This window comes from Gluconobacter cerevisiae (assembly GCF_015244675.1).
GTDB lineage: Bacteria > Pseudomonadota > Alphaproteobacteria > Acetobacterales > Acetobacteraceae > Gluconobacter > Gluconobacter cerevisiae.
This window is the reverse complement of sequence record NZ_JABCQO010000001.1, coordinates 317,577-333,649: the sequence shown is the minus strand read 5'-3', so window position 1 is coordinate 333,649 and position 16,073 is coordinate 317,577. Positions and strand designations below refer to the sequence as shown.

Here is a 16,073-nt window from a genome sequence, read left to right as displayed (position 1 = left end):
AATCAGCAGATGCCAAGAACAGGTGCAGCGAGAAGATAAGGAACCGCAGACCGCATGATCGAACATTCCTACGTCAATTCCATCAGCCGGCTCGGACATATGCTGGACTGGCTCCCGGCTCCGCTTGGTTCGATTCTGGTTCTGATGTTCGCGGCGGGTATTGCGCTGCTGTCCAGTCGTATCATCACGGATGCCCTTCCGCGGCTGCCGGGTCTGCGTCGTATCCAGTTCATTCATGCCATCATTGCCCGGCTGCGGGCGCCCATCCGCAATGGGCTGATGATTATCGCCGCCAGCGCGGCTCTTCAGGCGACGATCGGGTTCACCGATGCAACGACGTCGTTTCTGGAACAGATTTTCATCTGCCTGTTCATTCTCAATCTTGGCTTCGGCATCATCCGGACGTTCCGTCTGCTGACGGATCAGTATCTGACGCGGATCAGTGCCAAGGAGCACATGGACGATATCACGGTCCGTTCGCACCAGACGCAGATCCGTGTTCTGCGACGCCTGATCGAGATTTCGTTCGGTGTGCTGACGGTCGCGTCCTCGCTGATGGTGTTCCATTCGGTGCAGAAATTCGGCGTGTCGCTGTTTGCGTCCGCTGGTGCGGCGTCCCTGATCGTCGGTCTTTCCGCGCGTCCGGCCCTGACGAACCTGATCGCGGGCATCCAGATTGCCGTCACCCAGCCCATCCGTATGGAAGATATGCTGATTCTGAACGGTGACTGGGCGTGGGTGGAGGAAATCAACGCGACCTATGTTGTTCTGCGGACGTGGGATCGTCGCCGCTATATCGTGCCGATCTCGTATTTCCTTGAGAATCCGTTCCAGAATTGGACGCACAGTTCGCCGTCTTTGATCGCCTCCCTGTTTCTCTGGTTGGATTACCAGACGCCGGTTGACCGCCTGCGGGAGATGTATTTCGAGGAACTGGCCAAATGCCCGGACTGGGATCAGGACAAGACCTCCATCGGTTGCCAGATCGCGGACAGCAATGCGCAGGTCATGTCCATCCGTCTGATCGCAGGGGCGCCGGATGCGGACGCGATGTGGAATCTGGCGTGCGACATCCGCGAACGGATGCTGCGTCGCCTGCGTCTGGAAATGCCGGAATGTCTGCCGCGAGGCCGCACGGCCATCGTCTCTGGCGCTCCCGATCAGAACGCATGGCCCGATGCTCTGGTCGCGCCGCCGGTCAACCGGCCGCAGGATGGTCCCTATCGCGGCCCGGATATGCCCGGCTCCCCACCCACCGCCATGCCCGGTCGCGCCTGAGGGGGCGTTTGGGCCACTCTTCATGGGAATTTCAACAGAAACGAGACGGCTGGACTGCCAATATCATTATGAGACTGGCATGATCTGAGGCATACTCTGACAAAGATTACCTGATCGCAACGAGGATATGCCGTTCGTGAAGCTCGTTACTGCCATCATCAAACCCTTCAAGCTTGATGACGTCCGTGAAGCCTTGACCCCGCTGGGGGTTCAGGGTCTGACAGTTACCGAAGTCAAGGGTTTCGGTCGCCAGAAAGGCCAGACCGAAATCTATCGTGGCGCCGAGTATCACGTCAGCTTCCTGCCCAAGCTCAAGATCGAGGTCGCCGTTTCCAACGCGATCGTCGAGGACGTGATCGAAGCCATCATGACCGCAGCCCGCACCGGCAAGATCGGTGACGGCAAGATCATGGTCTCCAGCCTCGACCAGCTCATCCGTATCCGCACGGGAGAAACCGGCGAGGGCGCGCTCTGATGCGCGCGCCCATCGATACGGGCGATACGGCCTGGATGCTCGTCAGTACGGCTTTCGTGCTGATGATGACCATTCCCGGTCTGGCGCTTTTTTATGGCGGCATGGTCCGCAAGAAGAACGTGCTGGCGACGCTGATCCAGTCTTTCATGATCTGCTGCATTGCCAGCCTCGTCTGGATGGTCGCGGGTTACAGCCTTGCGTTCTCGACCGGCTCGCCGTGGATCGGGGATCTGTCGCGCGTCATGCTGCATGGCGTGGCGGACAATTTCCGTGCAGGCGTTGATTCCGCCTTCACGCTGGGCGCTGGAACGCCCGCTGCCGTGACGATGACGATCCCTGAGAGCGTCTTCATGATGTTCCAGATGACGTTTGCCGTCATCACCCCCGCCCTGATCACGGGCGGCTATGCGGATCGTATGAAGTTTTCCGCCATGTGCCTGTTTAGCGTGGCGTGGCTTCTGCTCGTTTATGCCCCGGTCGCGCACTGGGTCTGGAGCCCGACTGGTTGGGTCGCTGGGCTTGGTGCGGTGGACTTTGCGGGCGGGACGGTCGTGCACATCAATTCCGGTGTGGCCGGTCTGGTCTGTGCCATCATTCTCGGTCGCCGTAAGGGGCTGGGCCATGAAGACTTTTCGCCCTTTAATCTGACCTACGCCATTATCGGCGCGTCCCTGCTCTGGGTAGGCTGGTTCGGCTTCAATGCCGGGTCTGCTCTGGGCGCTAATGGCCGCGCGGGCATGGCCATGCTGACGACGCAGGTCGCTGCGGCTGCGGGCGGCGTGGCCTGGATGGTTGTCGAATGGGCGCGGACGGGGAAGCCGACGGCTCTGGGCATTATTTCGGGTGCGGTGGCCGGTCTGGTCGCCATCACGCCAGCGGCGGGTTTCGTACTGCCGGGAAGTGCGGTCGTCATCGGCCTGATCGCCGGAGCGGGATGTTTCTGGAGCGCCACATGGCTCAAGCATCGTTTTGGCTACGATGACAGTCTTGATGCGTTCGGCGTTCATGGAACAGGTGGCATCATCGGCGCCATTCTGACCGGTGCGTTTGCCTATGGTCCGCTTTCGGCCACGGCGTCCAACCCGGAAGGAACGGTCGCCAGTGTTCATCAGGTCATCGCGCAGACCGAGGCCGTAGGGGTGACGATTGTCTGGTGTGTTATCATGACAACCGTGATCCTGAAGGTTCTGGATCTGGTGATGGGCCTGCGGGTGTCGCCGGACGAAGAGCGTGAAGGTCTCGACATGGTTCTGCACGGTGAGCGCATCAACTGATCGCGCTTCTCTGATGCTCAAGCTGCGGGGGGCTTTTATCTCCCGCCGATTTCAGAATGAAGGTTCTTTCTGCATGACGTTTACAAAAGCCTTTTCCGGCCTCTCCCTCGCCGCCTTGCTGGCCGCAGGACTGAGCGTCGCACCCGCTCACGCCCTGACCGCCAAGGAATGCCATGCCGCGTTCAAGACGGCCAAGCAGAACGGCTCCCTGAACGGCCAGTCCTATAAGGCATTCAAGGCCGCTTCCTGTGGCGATACAGCCAAGGCCGCCGCCCCGGCTGCCGCAGCCAGCACAACGCCTGCGGCTGCTGCTCCGGCAACGGCACCAACCACGACGGCCCCAGCCGCCCCTGCAAGCGCCGCGCCTGCGGACTCGTCTCCGGCCGGTACGAAAGCCCCGATCGCTCCGAAGGCTGCCGTTGCGTCCTCGGGCAATGTCGTGTTTCCGACTGCCATTTCCCCCGAGTTCAGCAAACTCTCCGCCGGTCGCGCCCGCCAGAAAACCTGCGTCGCCCAGTACAACGCCAACAAGGCGAATGGCGGCAATGGATCCCTGAAATGGATCCAGAAAGGCGGCGGCTACTGGTCGCAGTGCAATTCCCGCCTCAAGGGCGAATGATCTGACACGTCCCCCGAGCCTTATCGGCCCGAAAGCTCCTCCTTTGCGGGAGGAGCTTTTTTTTATTTCTGAGGGTCAGTTCAAGGCATGCCCAGCCAATTTATGGAATTTCCACAAGGTTTTCCGGGTTTCTCGTGAACAGTTTCGGAGTGTAACGTGTCGGTCAGTGGTGAAGGAAAGAAAGAGGAACCATGACATTACGATTTTGCGGAATAATCGGGCCGACCTCCGTTCTGGTCGCCCTTCTGTTCTGTGTGCCGGCCTCCGCCCGCGATTTGGGCGCTGCGAATGCTGTCGGTCTGTTTGGCCAGAGCTGTCTTTCCTTCACGGGTAACCCTTCCGGTTTGCGGGAATGGGCTGCACGCTACCACCTTCCTGAAGGGCCGCCCCCGACGCGGGAAGGGTTTCTGCACGGCAATCCGGGACGTGTTTATGTGGCCAGTACGGTCTATGGACAGATGGCCCTTGTGTCGCTCGACAAAGGGCATTGTCAGGTCGTGATGCGGCAGGGAAACGTCGCGAACGTCCAGACGGAATTGCGGGATCAGCTTCTGGCCCGCCATGCCACGCTCAACCTTCTCCTGCAGCAGCAGGACCCGCAGCGTGGTGCGGCCCAGAAAATTTTTTCCTATGAACAGGGTGCTGTCCATCTTCAGCTTTCCATCACGGCGCATGGAATTTCCGGTCCTATGGCAGAAGTTATTCTGACATCGACATTGCCTCCCGAGAGTTCAGACCCGCCAGCGCGATCGCCTGCGCCTGCCGGTGATGGGTCATAATATCGTCGGTAGAATTTACCGGAAAAAGAGCTGCCCCGTAGCGTAGGACAGCCAGATGTCATGATGGGCGAACCAGTCCGAGCCCAGCAGCATGTCGGCCTGATCGTGGACCGGAGCGACGGTCAGGACGGGGCGGCTCCAGACGGTGCCGCCCAGTTCAAAGCGTTTGAAATGGTGCCAGTGATACGCGCGTTCGTGTAGATCCACGCCCGACGTCATGCCGCCCGGATCAAGGGCGAGTTGCTCGTCCGTCAGGCCGAGACGATGGGCGAAATCCGTGCTGACGATATGCGAGCGCGCGCCGCTGTCCAGAAGGGCCGTCCCGCTCAATCCATCCAATGTGAAAGGTACCGTCAGGCGGCCTGAGGTCCGGCGGACGGGCACGCTTGTCCAGCGGCCGCTCCACGCGGGTGGGGGCTGGCAGGCATGAGAGCCCAGACGGACGCGCCATAATGTCAGGTGCTGGTGCGGGACATCGAATTCCAGATCGTAATCCGCCAGAACATCCGCACCCAGTAGTCCGAAAACGGGCGGCGTGATCATGGGAGAGCCGGGGAGAGCGCCAACCGCCATCGTTCCGGCCCCGAGCGCGAGTTCTCCCGAACGCGGTGTGCCGAGTTTCAGGTCCTGAATCCGGATATTTGGCACGACGCGCGGCGCGCCGTTCGGACCCTGCATCATCGTCCGGTGCTGGGGATCGGGGGGCAGGCGGAAGGCTGCGACGCCACCCGGAGTCATGAGGCTGCCTTCGGAGCCTGTATCGACGATCATCGAGGCACTGTGGCCGTTCACCGTCACTGGCACGCTCAGATAACCGCCATCATCGCGCAGTGGCAGCACCACGGCGCGCGCCATTTCGCAGACGGGAGCAGCATGGGCTGTCGCCATGTAGCAGCCCAGAACCAGTGCAGCGGACACGACGCGTTTCATGAGCCCTGATCCGCACGGGGATGCGCTTTGCGCCAGACATCCAGCAGGTGTTTTTCGTCCGCCAGCGTATAGGCCTGTGTGGTGGACAGGCTGGCGTGGCCCATGAGTTCCTGAATGGTGCGCAGGTCCGCGCCGCCTTCCATCAGATGTGTTGCGAAAGAATGGCGCAGGGCGTGGGGTGTTGCGGAATCGGGCAGGCCTTCGCCTTTGCGCCAGTTCCGCATGGCGCGCTGGGCCACACCGGGATTGAGACGGCCGCCTCGCACGCCGCAGAACAGGGGCGCATCGGGCGCGGGAGTGGGGTGGGCCGCTGTCCAGCTTTCCAGTGCTTCGATGACTGCCGGAAGCAAAGGCACGAGCCGTTCCTTGCCGCCTTTGCCGACCACGCGCAGCATGTTCTGCCCCGCATTCGTCAGGTCCCGGATATCCAGCGACAGTGCCTCGCCGATCCGCAGTCCCGTGCCGTAAAGCAGCGTGAACAGCGCCCGGTCGCGCAGAGCGGCCTGACTGGTCTCGGCGTCATCGGAAATGCCTTCCGGGGCCGCCAGCGCCGCTTCCTGCCCCAACGGACGGGGCAGTCGCTTCTTCATGCGCGGCGTGGCGAGCAAAGACGGGGCGGGGTTGGAGAGATCATGCCGCAGGGCCAGATACCGGAAAAAAGACCGCAGGGCCGAGACATGCCGCGCTCGCGAGCGTGCTCGCGAGTCGGCACTGGTGGCACGGCGGGTCGGCTTTTCGCTGCGGGCTGTTTCATGGGCGAGCCAGGCGCGCAGATCCGCAAGTGAGAGTTTCCCCAGATCCGCCAGCGTGACTTCCCCGCCCAGATGCTGCTGGAAAAACGTCAGCGCCAGAAGGATGTCGTGGCGATAGGCTTCGACCGTGCGCGGACTGAAGCGCTTTTCATGCGTCAGCCATTCGGTCCAGTCGCGCAGGGCATCGAGCGCCATCAGGGATGCGGTCATGGCATTTCGGAGCGGAGGAGGTTAGACACGGTCATGGCATCCAACAGCCTATCCAAGCCTGATCCCCGGCGAAAGCCACCTTCCACCGGAACGCGCGTTTCGGTGCTTGTGCCGCTGCCATTTCCGGGGCCGCTCGATTATCTCGCGCCGATGTCGCTTGAGCCGGGAGACCTCGTGACGGTCCCGCTGGGCCGCCGGGAAACCGTGGGCTGCGTGTGGGAAACCGATCGCACACTGCCACAGGATTTCGCGCTGCCCGTGGGGCGTGAACTCCCGCTCGAACGTCTGCGGCCCGTCGTTGGAAAAATGGACGTGCGCCCGCTTCCACAGAGCCTGCGTCGTTTTATCGACTGGGTTGCGGCCTATACGCTCACCCCACCGGGGCTTGTTCTGGCGATGGCCACGCGCATTCATCTGAAGGATGCCCCCAAACCTACTCTGGGCTGGGTGCGGACGGAAGCGCCGGAGGGCGATCTGCGGATCACGCCCGCACGTCGGTCCGTGCTGAATTTTGCGTCTTCCACACCCATGAGCACCGCTGAACTGGGAGACCGCAGCGGGGCGAGTGCGGCCGTCATTCGCGGCCTCGCTACGGCCGGTCTGCTGCGGGAGGCCGTCATTGCTCCGGCTGCTCCGTTCGGTTTGCCAGACCCGGCGCATGGCGCGCCGAAGCTCTCCGAAGAACAGGCTGAAGTCGCGCAGGAATTATGCGGCCCCGTCGAGGCCGGGCGGTTTCAGGTCACGCTGCTGGAAGGCGTGACCGGATCGGGCAAGACGGAGGTCTATTTCGAGGCCGTGGCCGCCTGTCTGGCCAAGGGAAAGCAGGTTCTGGTCCTGCTGCCGGAAATCGCACTCTCCGCCCAGTGGACGGACCGTTTTATCCGGCGTTTCGGGGCCGAACCTGCTGTCTGGCATTCCGATCTTGGAGCCAAGCGGCGGCGCGAGACATGGCGCGCCGTGGCGGAAGGGAGTGCCCGCGTTGTGGTAGGGGCGCGGTCTGCGCTGTTCCTGCCGTTTGCTGATCTGGGTCTCGTTGTGGTGGACGAGGAGCATGAAAGCGCCTTCAAACAGGAAGAGGGCGTCATGTATCATGGGCGGGACATGGCGGTTGTTCGCGCGCGTCTGGCAGATGCGTCGGCCATTCTCGTTTCCGCCACACCCTCGCTCGAAACGCTGGCGAATGTGGAGAGTGGACGCTACCGGCACGAACTCCTGACGGCGCGCCATGGCGGAGCGACCCTGCCGGATGTCTCACTCGTGGATATGCGGGCCGATCCGCCGGAACGCGGCCTGTTTCTGTCTCCCAAGCTCTGCACCGCCATTGATGAGACGCTGGAGAAAGGGGAGCAGGCCATGCTGTTCCTCAACCGGCGCGGCTATGCGCCGTTGACGCTGTGTCGGGCGTGCGGACACCGGATGCAGTGTCCGAACTGCTCGGCCTGGCTGGTGGAGCACCGGGCGCGGGGTATCCTGACCTGCCATCACTGCGGGCATAACGAACGGATTCCCAAGGACTGTCCGGAGTGTCACGCCGAGAATTCGCTCGTCCCCATCGGGCCGGGAATCGAGCGCATTACGGAAGAGGCCAAGCTGCGGTTCCCGGAAGCGAAACTGTTGGTGATGTCCTCCGATACGCTCGGCTCCCCGGCTGCCACGGCGGAGGCTGTGCGGAAGATTACGGATGGGGAGGTCAATCTCATCATTGGTACGCAGATCGTCGCCAAGGGCTGGCATTTCCCAAAACTGACGCTCGTGGGCGTCGTGGATGCGGATCTGGGGCTTGGGGGCGGGGATCTGCGGGCAGCCGAGCGGACGGTGCAGCTTCTGCATCAGGTTGCGGGCCGTGCAGGCCGTGCGGAGCATCGCGGGCACGTGCTGCTTCAGAGTTATGTCGGCGAACATCCGGTCATGACGGCGCTGGTTTCCAACGATTTCCAGACCTTCATGGAGCAGGAAGCCGAGCAGAGACGGCCCTCGTTCTGGCCGCCTTATGGACGGCTGGCCGCGCTGATCGTGAGCGCGCCGAGTGCGGATGCGGCGGACGCGCTGGCGCGGGAAATTGCGCTTTCCGCGCCGGAGCGGGAAGGGGTGCAGGTTCTGGGACCGGCTCCCGCTCCGCTTGCCGTCCTGCGCGGACGGCACAGGCGCAGGTTGCTGCTACGGACCATGCGGGGCATTGCCGTGCAGCCGATCCTGCGTCAGTGGCTGGGGGATATCAAACCCACCGGTGGAGCAAAGGTCGATATCGATATCGACCCCATTTCCTTCCTTTAAGGCTGGAAAATCAGCCCTTGCGCTTGCGGAAGAACTCCACCGAGGCGGTGACGACCGCGATGACAGCCAGAATCTGCTGGAAATACGGGCGGAAACGCTTGGGTCCGAACGTCGCCATGGCCGTCATGCCGGCGAGGCCAATTTCACGGGCGCGCGTGGCCTTCTGACAGCAGGTCTTCATCTTGGAGCAGCAGCTTTTCTTGGCGCTGGCATCTGCGATGGCGGTTTCGGTAGCGGGGGATGGCTTGGTCATGAGGATCTCCTGAAAAATGGAATCAGGGGATCAACACACAACATTACAAGGGGTTGCCAGAGCAGCACATGGAAGACACCGCGCAGTGACGTCAGTCCTGCTGGCCGTCGCGGGCTTTTTCCAGCGTTTTGAGCTGGGTGTCAGAATCGGGCGATTTCGGATTCAGAAGCAGCATCTGATGGAAGGCCCGTAGGGCGGCCTCGGGTTCGTGGCGGTCATGTTCGGCTTCCGCAAGCATACCCCACGCCGTAGGATCGCCGGGATCGGCCTGAAGGGTGACGCCCAGATCAGCGATCGCGCCGTTATTGTCCCCCGCTGCCAGCCGGATTGCCGCGCGCTGGCGGTAGAGAATGGGCTGGTCAGGCTGGATGGTGATGGCGGCGGTCAGATCATCCTGCGCCTTCTGGAAATCATGTTTTTCCAGTGCATCATGCGAATCGCTGATGAGCATCTGCACGCTGCCGGTCAGGGCGCGGCTGCGGAGGCCTTCCGCACGTTCGGAGATCTCACCAGCCTGCTTTTCGTTCCCGGCCATGGCGAGCGCCTTTTCTGCTTCCATGAGGCGGTCATGGAGCGTCTTGCGCGGGGGGCGGGGAGAGGAGGCGGGCGGTTTGGCAGCCGGGAGGGCTGCGGAGCTGGACGCGGCAGGATTTGCGGCGGGCGCAGCCTGAACTGGCAGAAAAGTCAGAGCCGGAGTACAAAGCAGAACGGCACCAGCCATCAGCCAGCGCCGTCCGTCCGTCATCCGGCAGACCAAGGGGTTCAGCCCTGGCGAGCCTTCATGCGCGGGTTCTTCTTGTTGATGATGTAAACGCGGCCGCGACGGCGGACAACGCGGCAATCCTTGTCACGAAGCTTTGCGGACTTCAGGCTGTTGCGGATCTTCATGGTGATCAGGCTCTCGACGGGTAAGGCCCTTGCGGACCGGACAGCGGGCCGGAACGCCCGCGAAAGAATGGCCCCGATTACCCATCCCGCCCTGTAGAGTCAAGCTGACAAGCCAAGTCTGTGGCGGAATTCCGTGATGCTGCCGATTTGCAACAACCTGCAACAGCGTCGTTCAGGGTCTTTGTCCGGCCGGGATTTTCTCCTAACGTCACTTTCATGATCAAGCGCCATTCCCGCCCCGCCCTGCTGCTGGCTCTTCTTCCTCTCGCCGTTGCTCTTGCCGCGCCTGTGGCCGCAAGAGCCGAAGACGGGGATGCCAAGACCAATGACGATGATCCGACGATCAACCAGCAGGGTTTCGCCATCAACAAGATCCTTCGGGTTCTTCAAACCAACCCGGATGCGGCAGGCGACTCCTGCATCAATGCGCTCAAGGAAATGCATCAGGCCCAGACGGCTCTGAGCAAGGAAGAGGGCATCGACCCGGAACACAACCAGGATATCGGCGTTGCGCGCGACGTTCTGTCCTCTGAAATGGAGGATGTCACGAATATGTGTGGTGCAGATGCACGGACTTACTGCCGCAAGGCCGCTGCGCATCCGGACCCCAAGCTGACAGCGGCCTGCAACGCCCTGCCGAACGAAGAAGACTAACTTTTCCCGGCAAAGCAGAAGGCAAAACGCCGTCTGTCAAAACATGTCCAGAAGATTCGAGGACTAACTTTTCCGCGAAAGCGCCCCTAAGGTTTAAAGTCTGATTCTGGTAACGAGGGCCGTGGGACTGTTTCTGATGAAGTCTGTGTCGGGTGAGGGGCATCGCTCTTGACCGCTGCACTACAGTCAGTCTTCCGCCCCGGATGGGTTCAGTTCAGTCTCAGGACATGGTCTGCACTTGTTCTGGCGCTTGGAACGGCCTTCTGGTCCCAGCTTGATTCGCCTGCCAGTGCTGGCGTGACGGTCATGATCCTCGCGCAGCCCCTGCGGGGACAGGCGCTGTCCAAGGCGTTCTACCGTCTGGCCGGGACTGTGCTCGGCGTCAGTGTTTCCATCATTCTCGTGGCGATGTTCAATCAGGAGCGGGCGCTGTTTCTGGGCGGTGCGGCTCTGTGGATTGCGGCCTGTGCGTTTGTGGGGTCGCTGGAGCGCGATTTTCGCTCTTATGGCGCTCTGCTGGCGGGCTATACCGTCGCACTCGTAGCGCTCCCGACGATGGATGATCCGCAGAACATCTATCCCGTCAGCATCGCACGTGCGTCTGACATCGCCATCGGCGTTGCATCCATTGCGGTCGTCAACATTCTGTCCGGCTCGCCCGAAGCGTGGCGCAGGCTTTCCAAGGCCATGGAGACGCTGTCGCATCGTGTCCGCCAGACCGGTAAGTCCGCCATTATGGGCGATCCGATCGCCACGCCTGAGGAAATGATCGGATTGAGCGGCGAAATTCTCGCGCTTATGACCCAGATTTCTTACGCAAGAACAGAAGTCGAGCGCGGACGTCTGCGGATGGCAGGCGCACGGCTGGGCATTATTGGGATGCTCACGGTTCTGACCACGAGCCGTGCGATTGCATGGTTGCTGGAAACCGGTGGTATTTCCGAGCTCCTGATCCGGCACGTCCGGGCCTGGCACGAGCGGTCCGAGGATGGCACGACCCGTCTTGAAACGATGGACACGATTCTGGACGAAATCCGTGCGGAAGATCCGGATTTCGTGCCTTCGGCGCGGGAGGCGTGGTTTCTGGAACGCTGTTCGACGCTTCTCAGTAACCGTCTGCATATCCGCACCGGCATGAACACGCTTCTGCGCGCTACACCCGCGGGCGATGCGCTCAAACTGGCGCAGCTTGAGAGTAACCCGGACTATGTGACGGCGTTCATCAATGCCATGCGCGTCTTGCTGGGCTTTAGCGTTGCAGCGGCGCTGTGTCTAGGCTCCAGCATCCCGGCCTCCGTAACGTCCCTGTCCCAGACGGCACTGGTTCTGACACTGGCCTCCACTGCCATCGACACGGCAGAGTTTGGCAAGGGCGCCATTATCGGGATGCCTGCCGGTATTCTCGTGGCGGCATGGCTGGATTTCATGATCCTGCCGCATGTGGGCAGCATGCTGAGCCTTGCGCTGGTGCTGTTGCCGCAGACCGTGATTTCCTGCCTGCTGCTGATGAATCCGAAAACCAGCGCCATCGGCTTTAATTATGGTGTGTTCTTTTTGGTGTTCATCGCGCTCGGCAATCATCATAACTACGACCCGCTGGCCTTCATCACGCGCAACACGTTTTATGCGATGGCCGCCGTGCTATCCTTCGTGCTGCTGGTGCTGCTCTGGCCGCCGACCGCACGACGGCACCGCTTTCGGCTGGCGGTCTCCATCGCCCATGATCTGGAACTGCAGCTTGCTGGGCACGGCGAGCGGATGGGGCCGCCGCTTCTGAGCCGAAAATACGAGCGTTTGAGCCAGTTTCTGATGTGGACAGACCGGCTGCACGATCCGGGACTGCGCTCCCGCCGTGTTTTCAACCGCTTCGTGGCGTTGGAAGATTTTTCCAGCACCATTGCGCGCGTCCGGAATTATCTGGATCAGGCGGCGCATCTTCCCGGTCTCAAACCCATGGTCCGCCATGTGCGGCGTTTGCTGGCGCATGACAGGCTGGGCCTTCTGGAAGCTGAAATTCCCGAGCTTCAGGCCATGTTTTACGAGCGGCTTTCAGACGGTATCCGCGAGGAGCAGTCCATGATCATCAACTGTATCGGCGGTCTGGAATCGGTGCGGACGATGGTGCGTCTGAACCGCTCGGCCGTGCATCATTATGGAATAGGACGCAAGCGATGGTGACGACACAGGTCGTTGACCTTGATGGCGTGCTGGTGTCGGCCTTCGTCATCAATCTGGCCTTAGCCCTGCTGACACTGGCCGTTCTGCGCTGGATTCTGGCCTGGTTCGATCTGTGGCGTTTCGTCTGGGACCCGCCTTTGGCCCAGTTCGGTATCCTGATCTGCCTGATCGGCCTTTACACCCTGATCCTCTGACCTTTTCCTGTTTCGAACCGCATACAAGGTGACCGTCCCGTGCTTTCCAGTGCCCATCGCCTGATCCGCCTGACCATCACGCTCTGCATTCTCGTGGTGGCTGCTCTCGTGGTCGTCATCCTGTGGGATTATTACACCGCCTCGCCTTGGACGCGGAACGGACAGGTGCGTGCGCAGGTCGCCAATATCGCGCCGCGCGTTTCGGGACAGATTACCGAAGTTCTGGTGAAGGATAACCAGTTCGTCCACAAGGGCGAGGTGCTGTACGTCATCGATCCGTTCGATTTCAAGGTGGCACTTGATACGGCAAAGGCCCATGTGGCCGAGCGCAAGGCCGATCTGGAATTCCGTATCGTGCAGTCCCAATGGCGCAAGGCCATCCCCGGAACTGCCGTTTCAGTCGAGGAGAAGCGGCAGTACGAGGCGCTTTCGCAGCAGATGCAGGCCCAGTATGCCGCAGCCGAAGCCGCCGAACGTCAGGCTGAAATCAACCTTGAACGAACGGAAGTCCGCAGTTCCATCGACGGCATCGTGACCAACCTCATCATGCGTCCCGGTGACTTCGCGACCGCTGGCGTGGTCAACATCCACATCATCGACACCAGCTCCTACTGGGTGGACGGCTATTTCGAGGAAACGAAGGTCCATGATCTCGATGAGGGCGATCTCGTTCGTATGGATCTGATGGGGTATCATGATCCGCTGTTCGGGCATGTCGAAAGCATCACGCGTGGTATCGCCAGCAACAACGCGCAGGTGAACAAGCAAGGGCTGCCCGAAGTCGATCCGGTTTATACTTGGGTGCGTCTGGCCCAGCGTATTCCGGTGCGTGTGAAGATCGACAAGATCCCCGATGATCTGACGCTGGCCGCCGGCATGACGGCGACTGTAACTGTCGTGTCAGAAGAGGGCAACCGCCGCCACCGTTCCACCCACGCTGCTTTCCAGCATTTCGGTGACGACATCCGGCATCTGTTCGGCCACAGATAAGGACTTTGGAATAGAAGTTTTTGGGTTCCACCTTTTTTCAAAAAGGCGGAGAGCGTCGAAGCTTTTTGGAAAAAAGCTTCACCAAAAACTTTTATTCACGAGGTCTTTTTAAGCGTGCTCTATGGCCCAGATGGCGAAGGCCTGGACGAGGGTGACTTCTTCCAGACGCTTGAAGCGACCTGACGAGCCGCCGTGCCCGGCTTCCATGTTGATGCGGCAGAGGAACGGGCCGCCGGATGTCACTTCCCGCAGTTTTGCAATCCATTTCGCGGGCTCCCAGTACGTCACGCGCGGATCTGACAGGCCACCCATTGCCAGAACTGGCGGATAGGTTTTGGCGACGATGTTATCATAGGGCGAGTAGCTGGCGATCAGGTCATACGCGGCCGCGTCTTCCAGCGGGTTGCCCCATTCCGGCCATTCCGGCGGTGTGAGCGGCAGGGAGACGTCGGACATGGTGTTAAGCATGTCCACGAACGGCACCTGCGCGGCAATGCCCGCGAAAAGCTCCGGCGCCATGTTCGTAATCGCGCCCATCAGCAGTCCACCGGCTGATCCGCCCTGCGCGACGATGCGTCCGGCTGAGCCGTAACCTGCGGACACGAGATGTCGGGCGCAGGCGATGAAGTCGATGAAGGTGTTGGGCTTCTTTGTTCCGCGACCGTCCAGAAACCAGTTCCAGCCCTTTTCGGAGCCACCACGGACATGGGCGATGGCGTGAATCCAGCCCCGGTCCACTAAGCTGAACACGGTCGTTGAGAAATCGGCGTCCATGGCGATGCCGTAGGAGCCGTAGCCATACAGAAGTAGTGGCGCGGAGCCGTCCAGAATCTGACCTTTGCGCATCAGGACCGTAATCGGAACCTGTGCGCCGTCTGGCGACGTTGCGAACAGGCGGCGCGTTTCGTAGCGGCTTGCATCATGGCCGGACGGGACCTCGCGGATCTTGCGCAGAACGCGCTCGCCGGTAGCCATATCGTAATCGTACCAGTGCGCGGGATTGGTGGGCGACTGATAGATGTAGCGCAGTACCGGGGCGTCATATTCTAGCGTGCCCAACATCGTCAGGTCATAGGCCGCTTCGTCCATGCCGATGGCTTTTGCCTGCGCCCGGACATCGCCCTGCATGCCTTCGGGCACCACGAGAATATGGATGTTGCCGTCCCGCCGCTCGGCCCAGGCGAGATGCCCGCGCGAAGCACTTGCGCCCAGCAGATAGTGGCCCTCGCGGTAGGGCACGAAGGGCGTCCAGTTCTCGCGTCCCGTGGCCGTGTCCGGCGTTTGCATGAACTGGAAGTCCACGGCGCCACCGGCATTGGTCAGGATGATGAAGCGGTCATTCCAGTGCGTCAGAGAGTAGCGCTCGCCCCGCACCAGCGGTGCTGCCACGACGGGCAGGGCCGTGGGAGCGGAGGCCGGGATGAGCAGCGTTTCGTTCGTATCATGGTCGCCGCGCTCGATGACGATCCATTTGCGCGACGCGCTGACGCCGATGCTCAGGAAGAACCCCGGATCGGTTTCGTCGAACACCAGAACATCCTCACCCCCCGTCAGCGGACGGCGATAGATCTTCGAGGGTCGGCCATTATCGTCGCGGTAAATCCAGAACAGCCACTGGCTGTCGGGGGAAATGGCGAAGCTGCCCGTCGTGCTGGGGACGGGGTCGGCGCAGAGCGTGCTGGTTTCGAGGTCCGCGACCTGAATGCGATAGACCTCTGAGCCCTGAATGTCTTCCGCATAGACAAAATAGCGATGATCGGGCGAGTGGTCCGTCTGCGAGAGCGCGTAATAGTCATGCTGTTTGGATAGGGCATCGGCATCGAGCAGAACCTGTTCCGCCCCGCCACCGCGCGGGCAACGGACACGGAGCGGATGCTGGGCACCGTCTTCGAAGCGCACGGAATATTCCCACGGACCGTCGGGAACCGGGACCGAAGATTCCGCGGGCGGAATACGGCCGATTATTTCCTGAAGCAGCGTCTCGCGCAGTGGCTCCATCCCGGCCAGAACGGCTTCCGCATAGGCGTTCTCCGCCTTCAGATGCGTGGCGATGTCTTCGCGCAGAACGGACGGGTCCCGCAGGACCTGCTGCCAGTTCTCATCCTTCATCCAGGCATAGAAATCCGTCCGCGTGCGGCCAAGCTGCGTTGTGCTCAGCGCCTCACGACGGGCGATGGGAGGAACGGGTGTGGCGGAGGGAGCATCGGGGCGCTGTGACATGACCAAACTGTGACGCAGAAACGCCCGGCATTCAATCGGCCTTTGACTGGAAAAGAAGCCCTCTCAAGAAACTACGACTGGTCTCAAGTGTTATTCAGGGCAACG

General features: G+C 61.3%; 16 protein-coding genes. 10 read left to right on the top strand and 6 right to left on the bottom strand.

The annotated features are described in order from the left end of the window. Window positions 1-54: 54 nt before the first annotated feature. From HKD21_RS01405 to HKD21_RS01385, 5 genes are all read left to right on the top strand, one after another. On the top strand, window positions 55-1,278 hold the full coding sequence (locus tag HKD21_RS01405) for a mechanosensitive ion channel family protein (protein WP_194253874.1): 1,224 nt from the start codon (window positions 55-57) through the stop codon (window positions 1,276-1,278). 136 nt (window positions 1,279-1,414) lie between these two features. After that, window positions 1,415-1,753, top strand: a complete 339-nt coding sequence (locus HKD21_RS01400) for a P-II family nitrogen regulator (RefSeq protein WP_174694216.1) — start codon at window positions 1,415-1,417, stop codon at window positions 1,751-1,753. After that, complete coding sequence (locus tag HKD21_RS01395) at window positions 1,753-3,027, top strand: ammonium transporter (protein WP_194253873.1); 1,275 nt, start codon at window positions 1,753-1,755, stop codon at window positions 3,025-3,027. Before HKD21_RS01400 ends, HKD21_RS01395 begins: the two co-directional genes overlap by 1 nt. A gap of 73 nt (window positions 3,028-3,100) precedes the next feature. Then, window positions 3,101-3,646, top strand: coding sequence for a hypothetical protein (locus HKD21_RS01390; RefSeq protein WP_194253872.1), 546 nt, complete (start codon window positions 3,101-3,103; stop codon window positions 3,644-3,646). Window positions 3,647-3,837: 191 nt separating this feature from the next. Beyond that, window positions 3,838-4,425: an NMCC_0638 family (lipo)protein gene (locus tag HKD21_RS01385; RefSeq protein WP_194253871.1), complete on the top strand. Its 588-nt coding sequence runs from the start codon at window positions 3,838-3,840 to the stop codon at window positions 4,423-4,425. Between the two features lie 15 nt (window positions 4,426-4,440). Here HKD21_RS01385 and HKD21_RS01380 read toward each other — a convergent pair whose 3' ends face one another. Both HKD21_RS01380 and HKD21_RS01375 read right to left on the bottom strand, forming a co-directional pair. After that, complete coding sequence (locus tag HKD21_RS01380; protein ID WP_194253870.1) at window positions 4,441-5,355, bottom strand: retroviral-like aspartic protease family protein; 915 nt, start codon at window positions 5,353-5,355, stop codon at window positions 4,441-4,443. Beyond that, window positions 5,352-6,305 (bottom strand): tyrosine recombinase XerC, encoded by a 954-nt coding sequence (locus HKD21_RS01375; protein ID WP_194254087.1) that lies wholly within the window; start codon window positions 6,303-6,305, stop codon window positions 5,352-5,354. The genes HKD21_RS01380 and HKD21_RS01375 overlap by 4 nt, the downstream gene beginning before the upstream one ends. Before the next feature lie 45 nt (window positions 6,306-6,350). Here HKD21_RS01375 and HKD21_RS01370 point away from each other — a divergent pair, with 45 nt between their 5' ends. Next, window positions 6,351-8,591 (top strand): primosomal protein N', encoded by a 2,241-nt coding sequence (locus HKD21_RS01370; RefSeq protein ID WP_194253869.1) that lies wholly within the window; start codon window positions 6,351-6,353, stop codon window positions 8,589-8,591. 10 nt (window positions 8,592-8,601) lie between these two features. Here HKD21_RS01370 and HKD21_RS01365 read toward each other — a convergent pair whose 3' ends face one another. The 3 genes from HKD21_RS01365 to ykgO all read right to left on the bottom strand — a co-directional run bounded on the left by HKD21_RS01365 (window position 8,602) and on the right by ykgO (window position 9,732). Next, window positions 8,602-8,844, bottom strand: a complete 243-nt coding sequence (locus HKD21_RS01365; protein WP_194253868.1) for a hypothetical protein — start codon at window positions 8,842-8,844, stop codon at window positions 8,602-8,604. Between the two features lie 91 nt (window positions 8,845-8,935). Continuing rightward, window positions 8,936-9,589: a tetratricopeptide repeat protein gene (locus tag HKD21_RS01360; protein ID WP_228120709.1), complete on the bottom strand. Its 654-nt coding sequence runs from the start codon at window positions 9,587-9,589 to the stop codon at window positions 8,936-8,938. A 17-nt stretch (window positions 9,590-9,606) separates the two neighbouring features. Beyond that, window positions 9,607-9,732, bottom strand: coding sequence for a type B 50S ribosomal protein L36 (gene ykgO, locus HKD21_RS01355; RefSeq protein ID WP_194253867.1), 126 nt, complete (start codon window positions 9,730-9,732; stop codon window positions 9,607-9,609). A gap of 216 nt (window positions 9,733-9,948) precedes the next feature. Between ykgO and HKD21_RS01350 the strand changes: the two genes are divergently transcribed. From HKD21_RS01350 to HKD21_RS01335, 4 genes are all read left to right on the top strand, one after another. Continuing rightward, entirely contained in the window at window positions 9,949-10,386 is a 438-nt protein-coding gene (locus HKD21_RS01350) for a hypothetical protein (RefSeq protein ID WP_194253866.1), read from the top strand. Between the two features lie 168 nt (window positions 10,387-10,554). Beyond that, a complete protein-coding gene (locus HKD21_RS01345; RefSeq protein ID WP_194253865.1) occupies window positions 10,555-12,564 on the top strand; it encodes an FUSC family protein in 2,010 nt (669 codons plus the stop codon). Continuing rightward, window positions 12,558-12,758, top strand: a complete 201-nt coding sequence (locus HKD21_RS01340) for a DUF1656 domain-containing protein (RefSeq protein WP_062027417.1) — start codon at window positions 12,558-12,560, stop codon at window positions 12,756-12,758. Before HKD21_RS01345 ends, HKD21_RS01340 begins: the two co-directional genes overlap by 7 nt. A gap of 39 nt (window positions 12,759-12,797) precedes the next feature. Beyond that, window positions 12,798-13,748 carry an efflux RND transporter periplasmic adaptor subunit gene (locus HKD21_RS01335; protein WP_194253864.1) on the top strand — a complete coding sequence of 317 codons (951 nt, stop codon included), beginning with the start codon at window positions 12,798-12,800 and terminating at the stop codon, window positions 13,746-13,748. 108 nt (window positions 13,749-13,856) lie between these two features. Here HKD21_RS01335 and HKD21_RS01330 read toward each other — a convergent pair whose 3' ends face one another. Beyond that, window positions 13,857-15,968 (bottom strand): S9 family peptidase, encoded by a 2,112-nt coding sequence (locus tag HKD21_RS01330; protein ID WP_194253863.1) that lies wholly within the window; start codon window positions 15,966-15,968, stop codon window positions 13,857-13,859. Between the last annotated feature and the right edge of the window lie 105 nt (window positions 15,969-16,073).

Coding starts and splice junctions, on each gene's coding strand:
- HKD21_RS01405 (WP_194253874.1), top strand. CDS start 55: ATGATCGAACATTCCTACGTCAATTCCATCAGCCGGCTCGGACATATG.
- HKD21_RS01395 (WP_194253873.1), top strand. CDS start 1,753: ATGCGCGCGCCCATCGATACGGGCGATACGGCCTGGATGCTCGTCAGT.
- HKD21_RS01390 (WP_194253872.1), top strand. CDS start 3,101: ATGACGTTTACAAAAGCCTTTTCCGGCCTCTCCCTCGCCGCCTTGCTG.
- HKD21_RS01385 (WP_194253871.1), top strand. CDS start 3,838: ATGACATTACGATTTTGCGGAATAATCGGGCCGACCTCCGTTCTGGTC.
- HKD21_RS01380 (WP_194253870.1), bottom strand. CDS start 5,355: ATGAAACGCGTCGTGTCCGCTGCACTGGTTCTGGGCTGCTACATGGCG.
- HKD21_RS01370 (WP_194253869.1), top strand. CDS start 6,351: ATGGCATCCAACAGCCTATCCAAGCCTGATCCCCGGCGAAAGCCACCT.
- HKD21_RS01365 (WP_194253868.1), bottom strand. CDS start 8,844: ATGACCAAGCCATCCCCCGCTACCGAAACCGCCATCGCAGATGCCAGC.
- HKD21_RS01360 (WP_228120709.1), bottom strand. CDS start 9,589: ATGACGGACGGACGGCGCTGGCTGATGGCTGGTGCCGTTCTGCTTTGT.
- ykgO (WP_194253867.1), bottom strand. CDS start 9,732: ATGAAGATCCGCAACAGCCTGAAGTCCGCAAAGCTTCGTGACAAGGAT.
- HKD21_RS01350 (WP_194253866.1), top strand. CDS start 9,949: ATGATCAAGCGCCATTCCCGCCCCGCCCTGCTGCTGGCTCTTCTTCCT.
- HKD21_RS01340 (WP_062027417.1), top strand. CDS start 12,558: ATGGTGACGACACAGGTCGTTGACCTTGATGGCGTGCTGGTGTCGGCC.
- HKD21_RS01330 (WP_194253863.1), bottom strand. CDS start 15,968: ATGTCACAGCGCCCCGATGCTCCCTCCGCCACACCCGTTCCTCCCATC.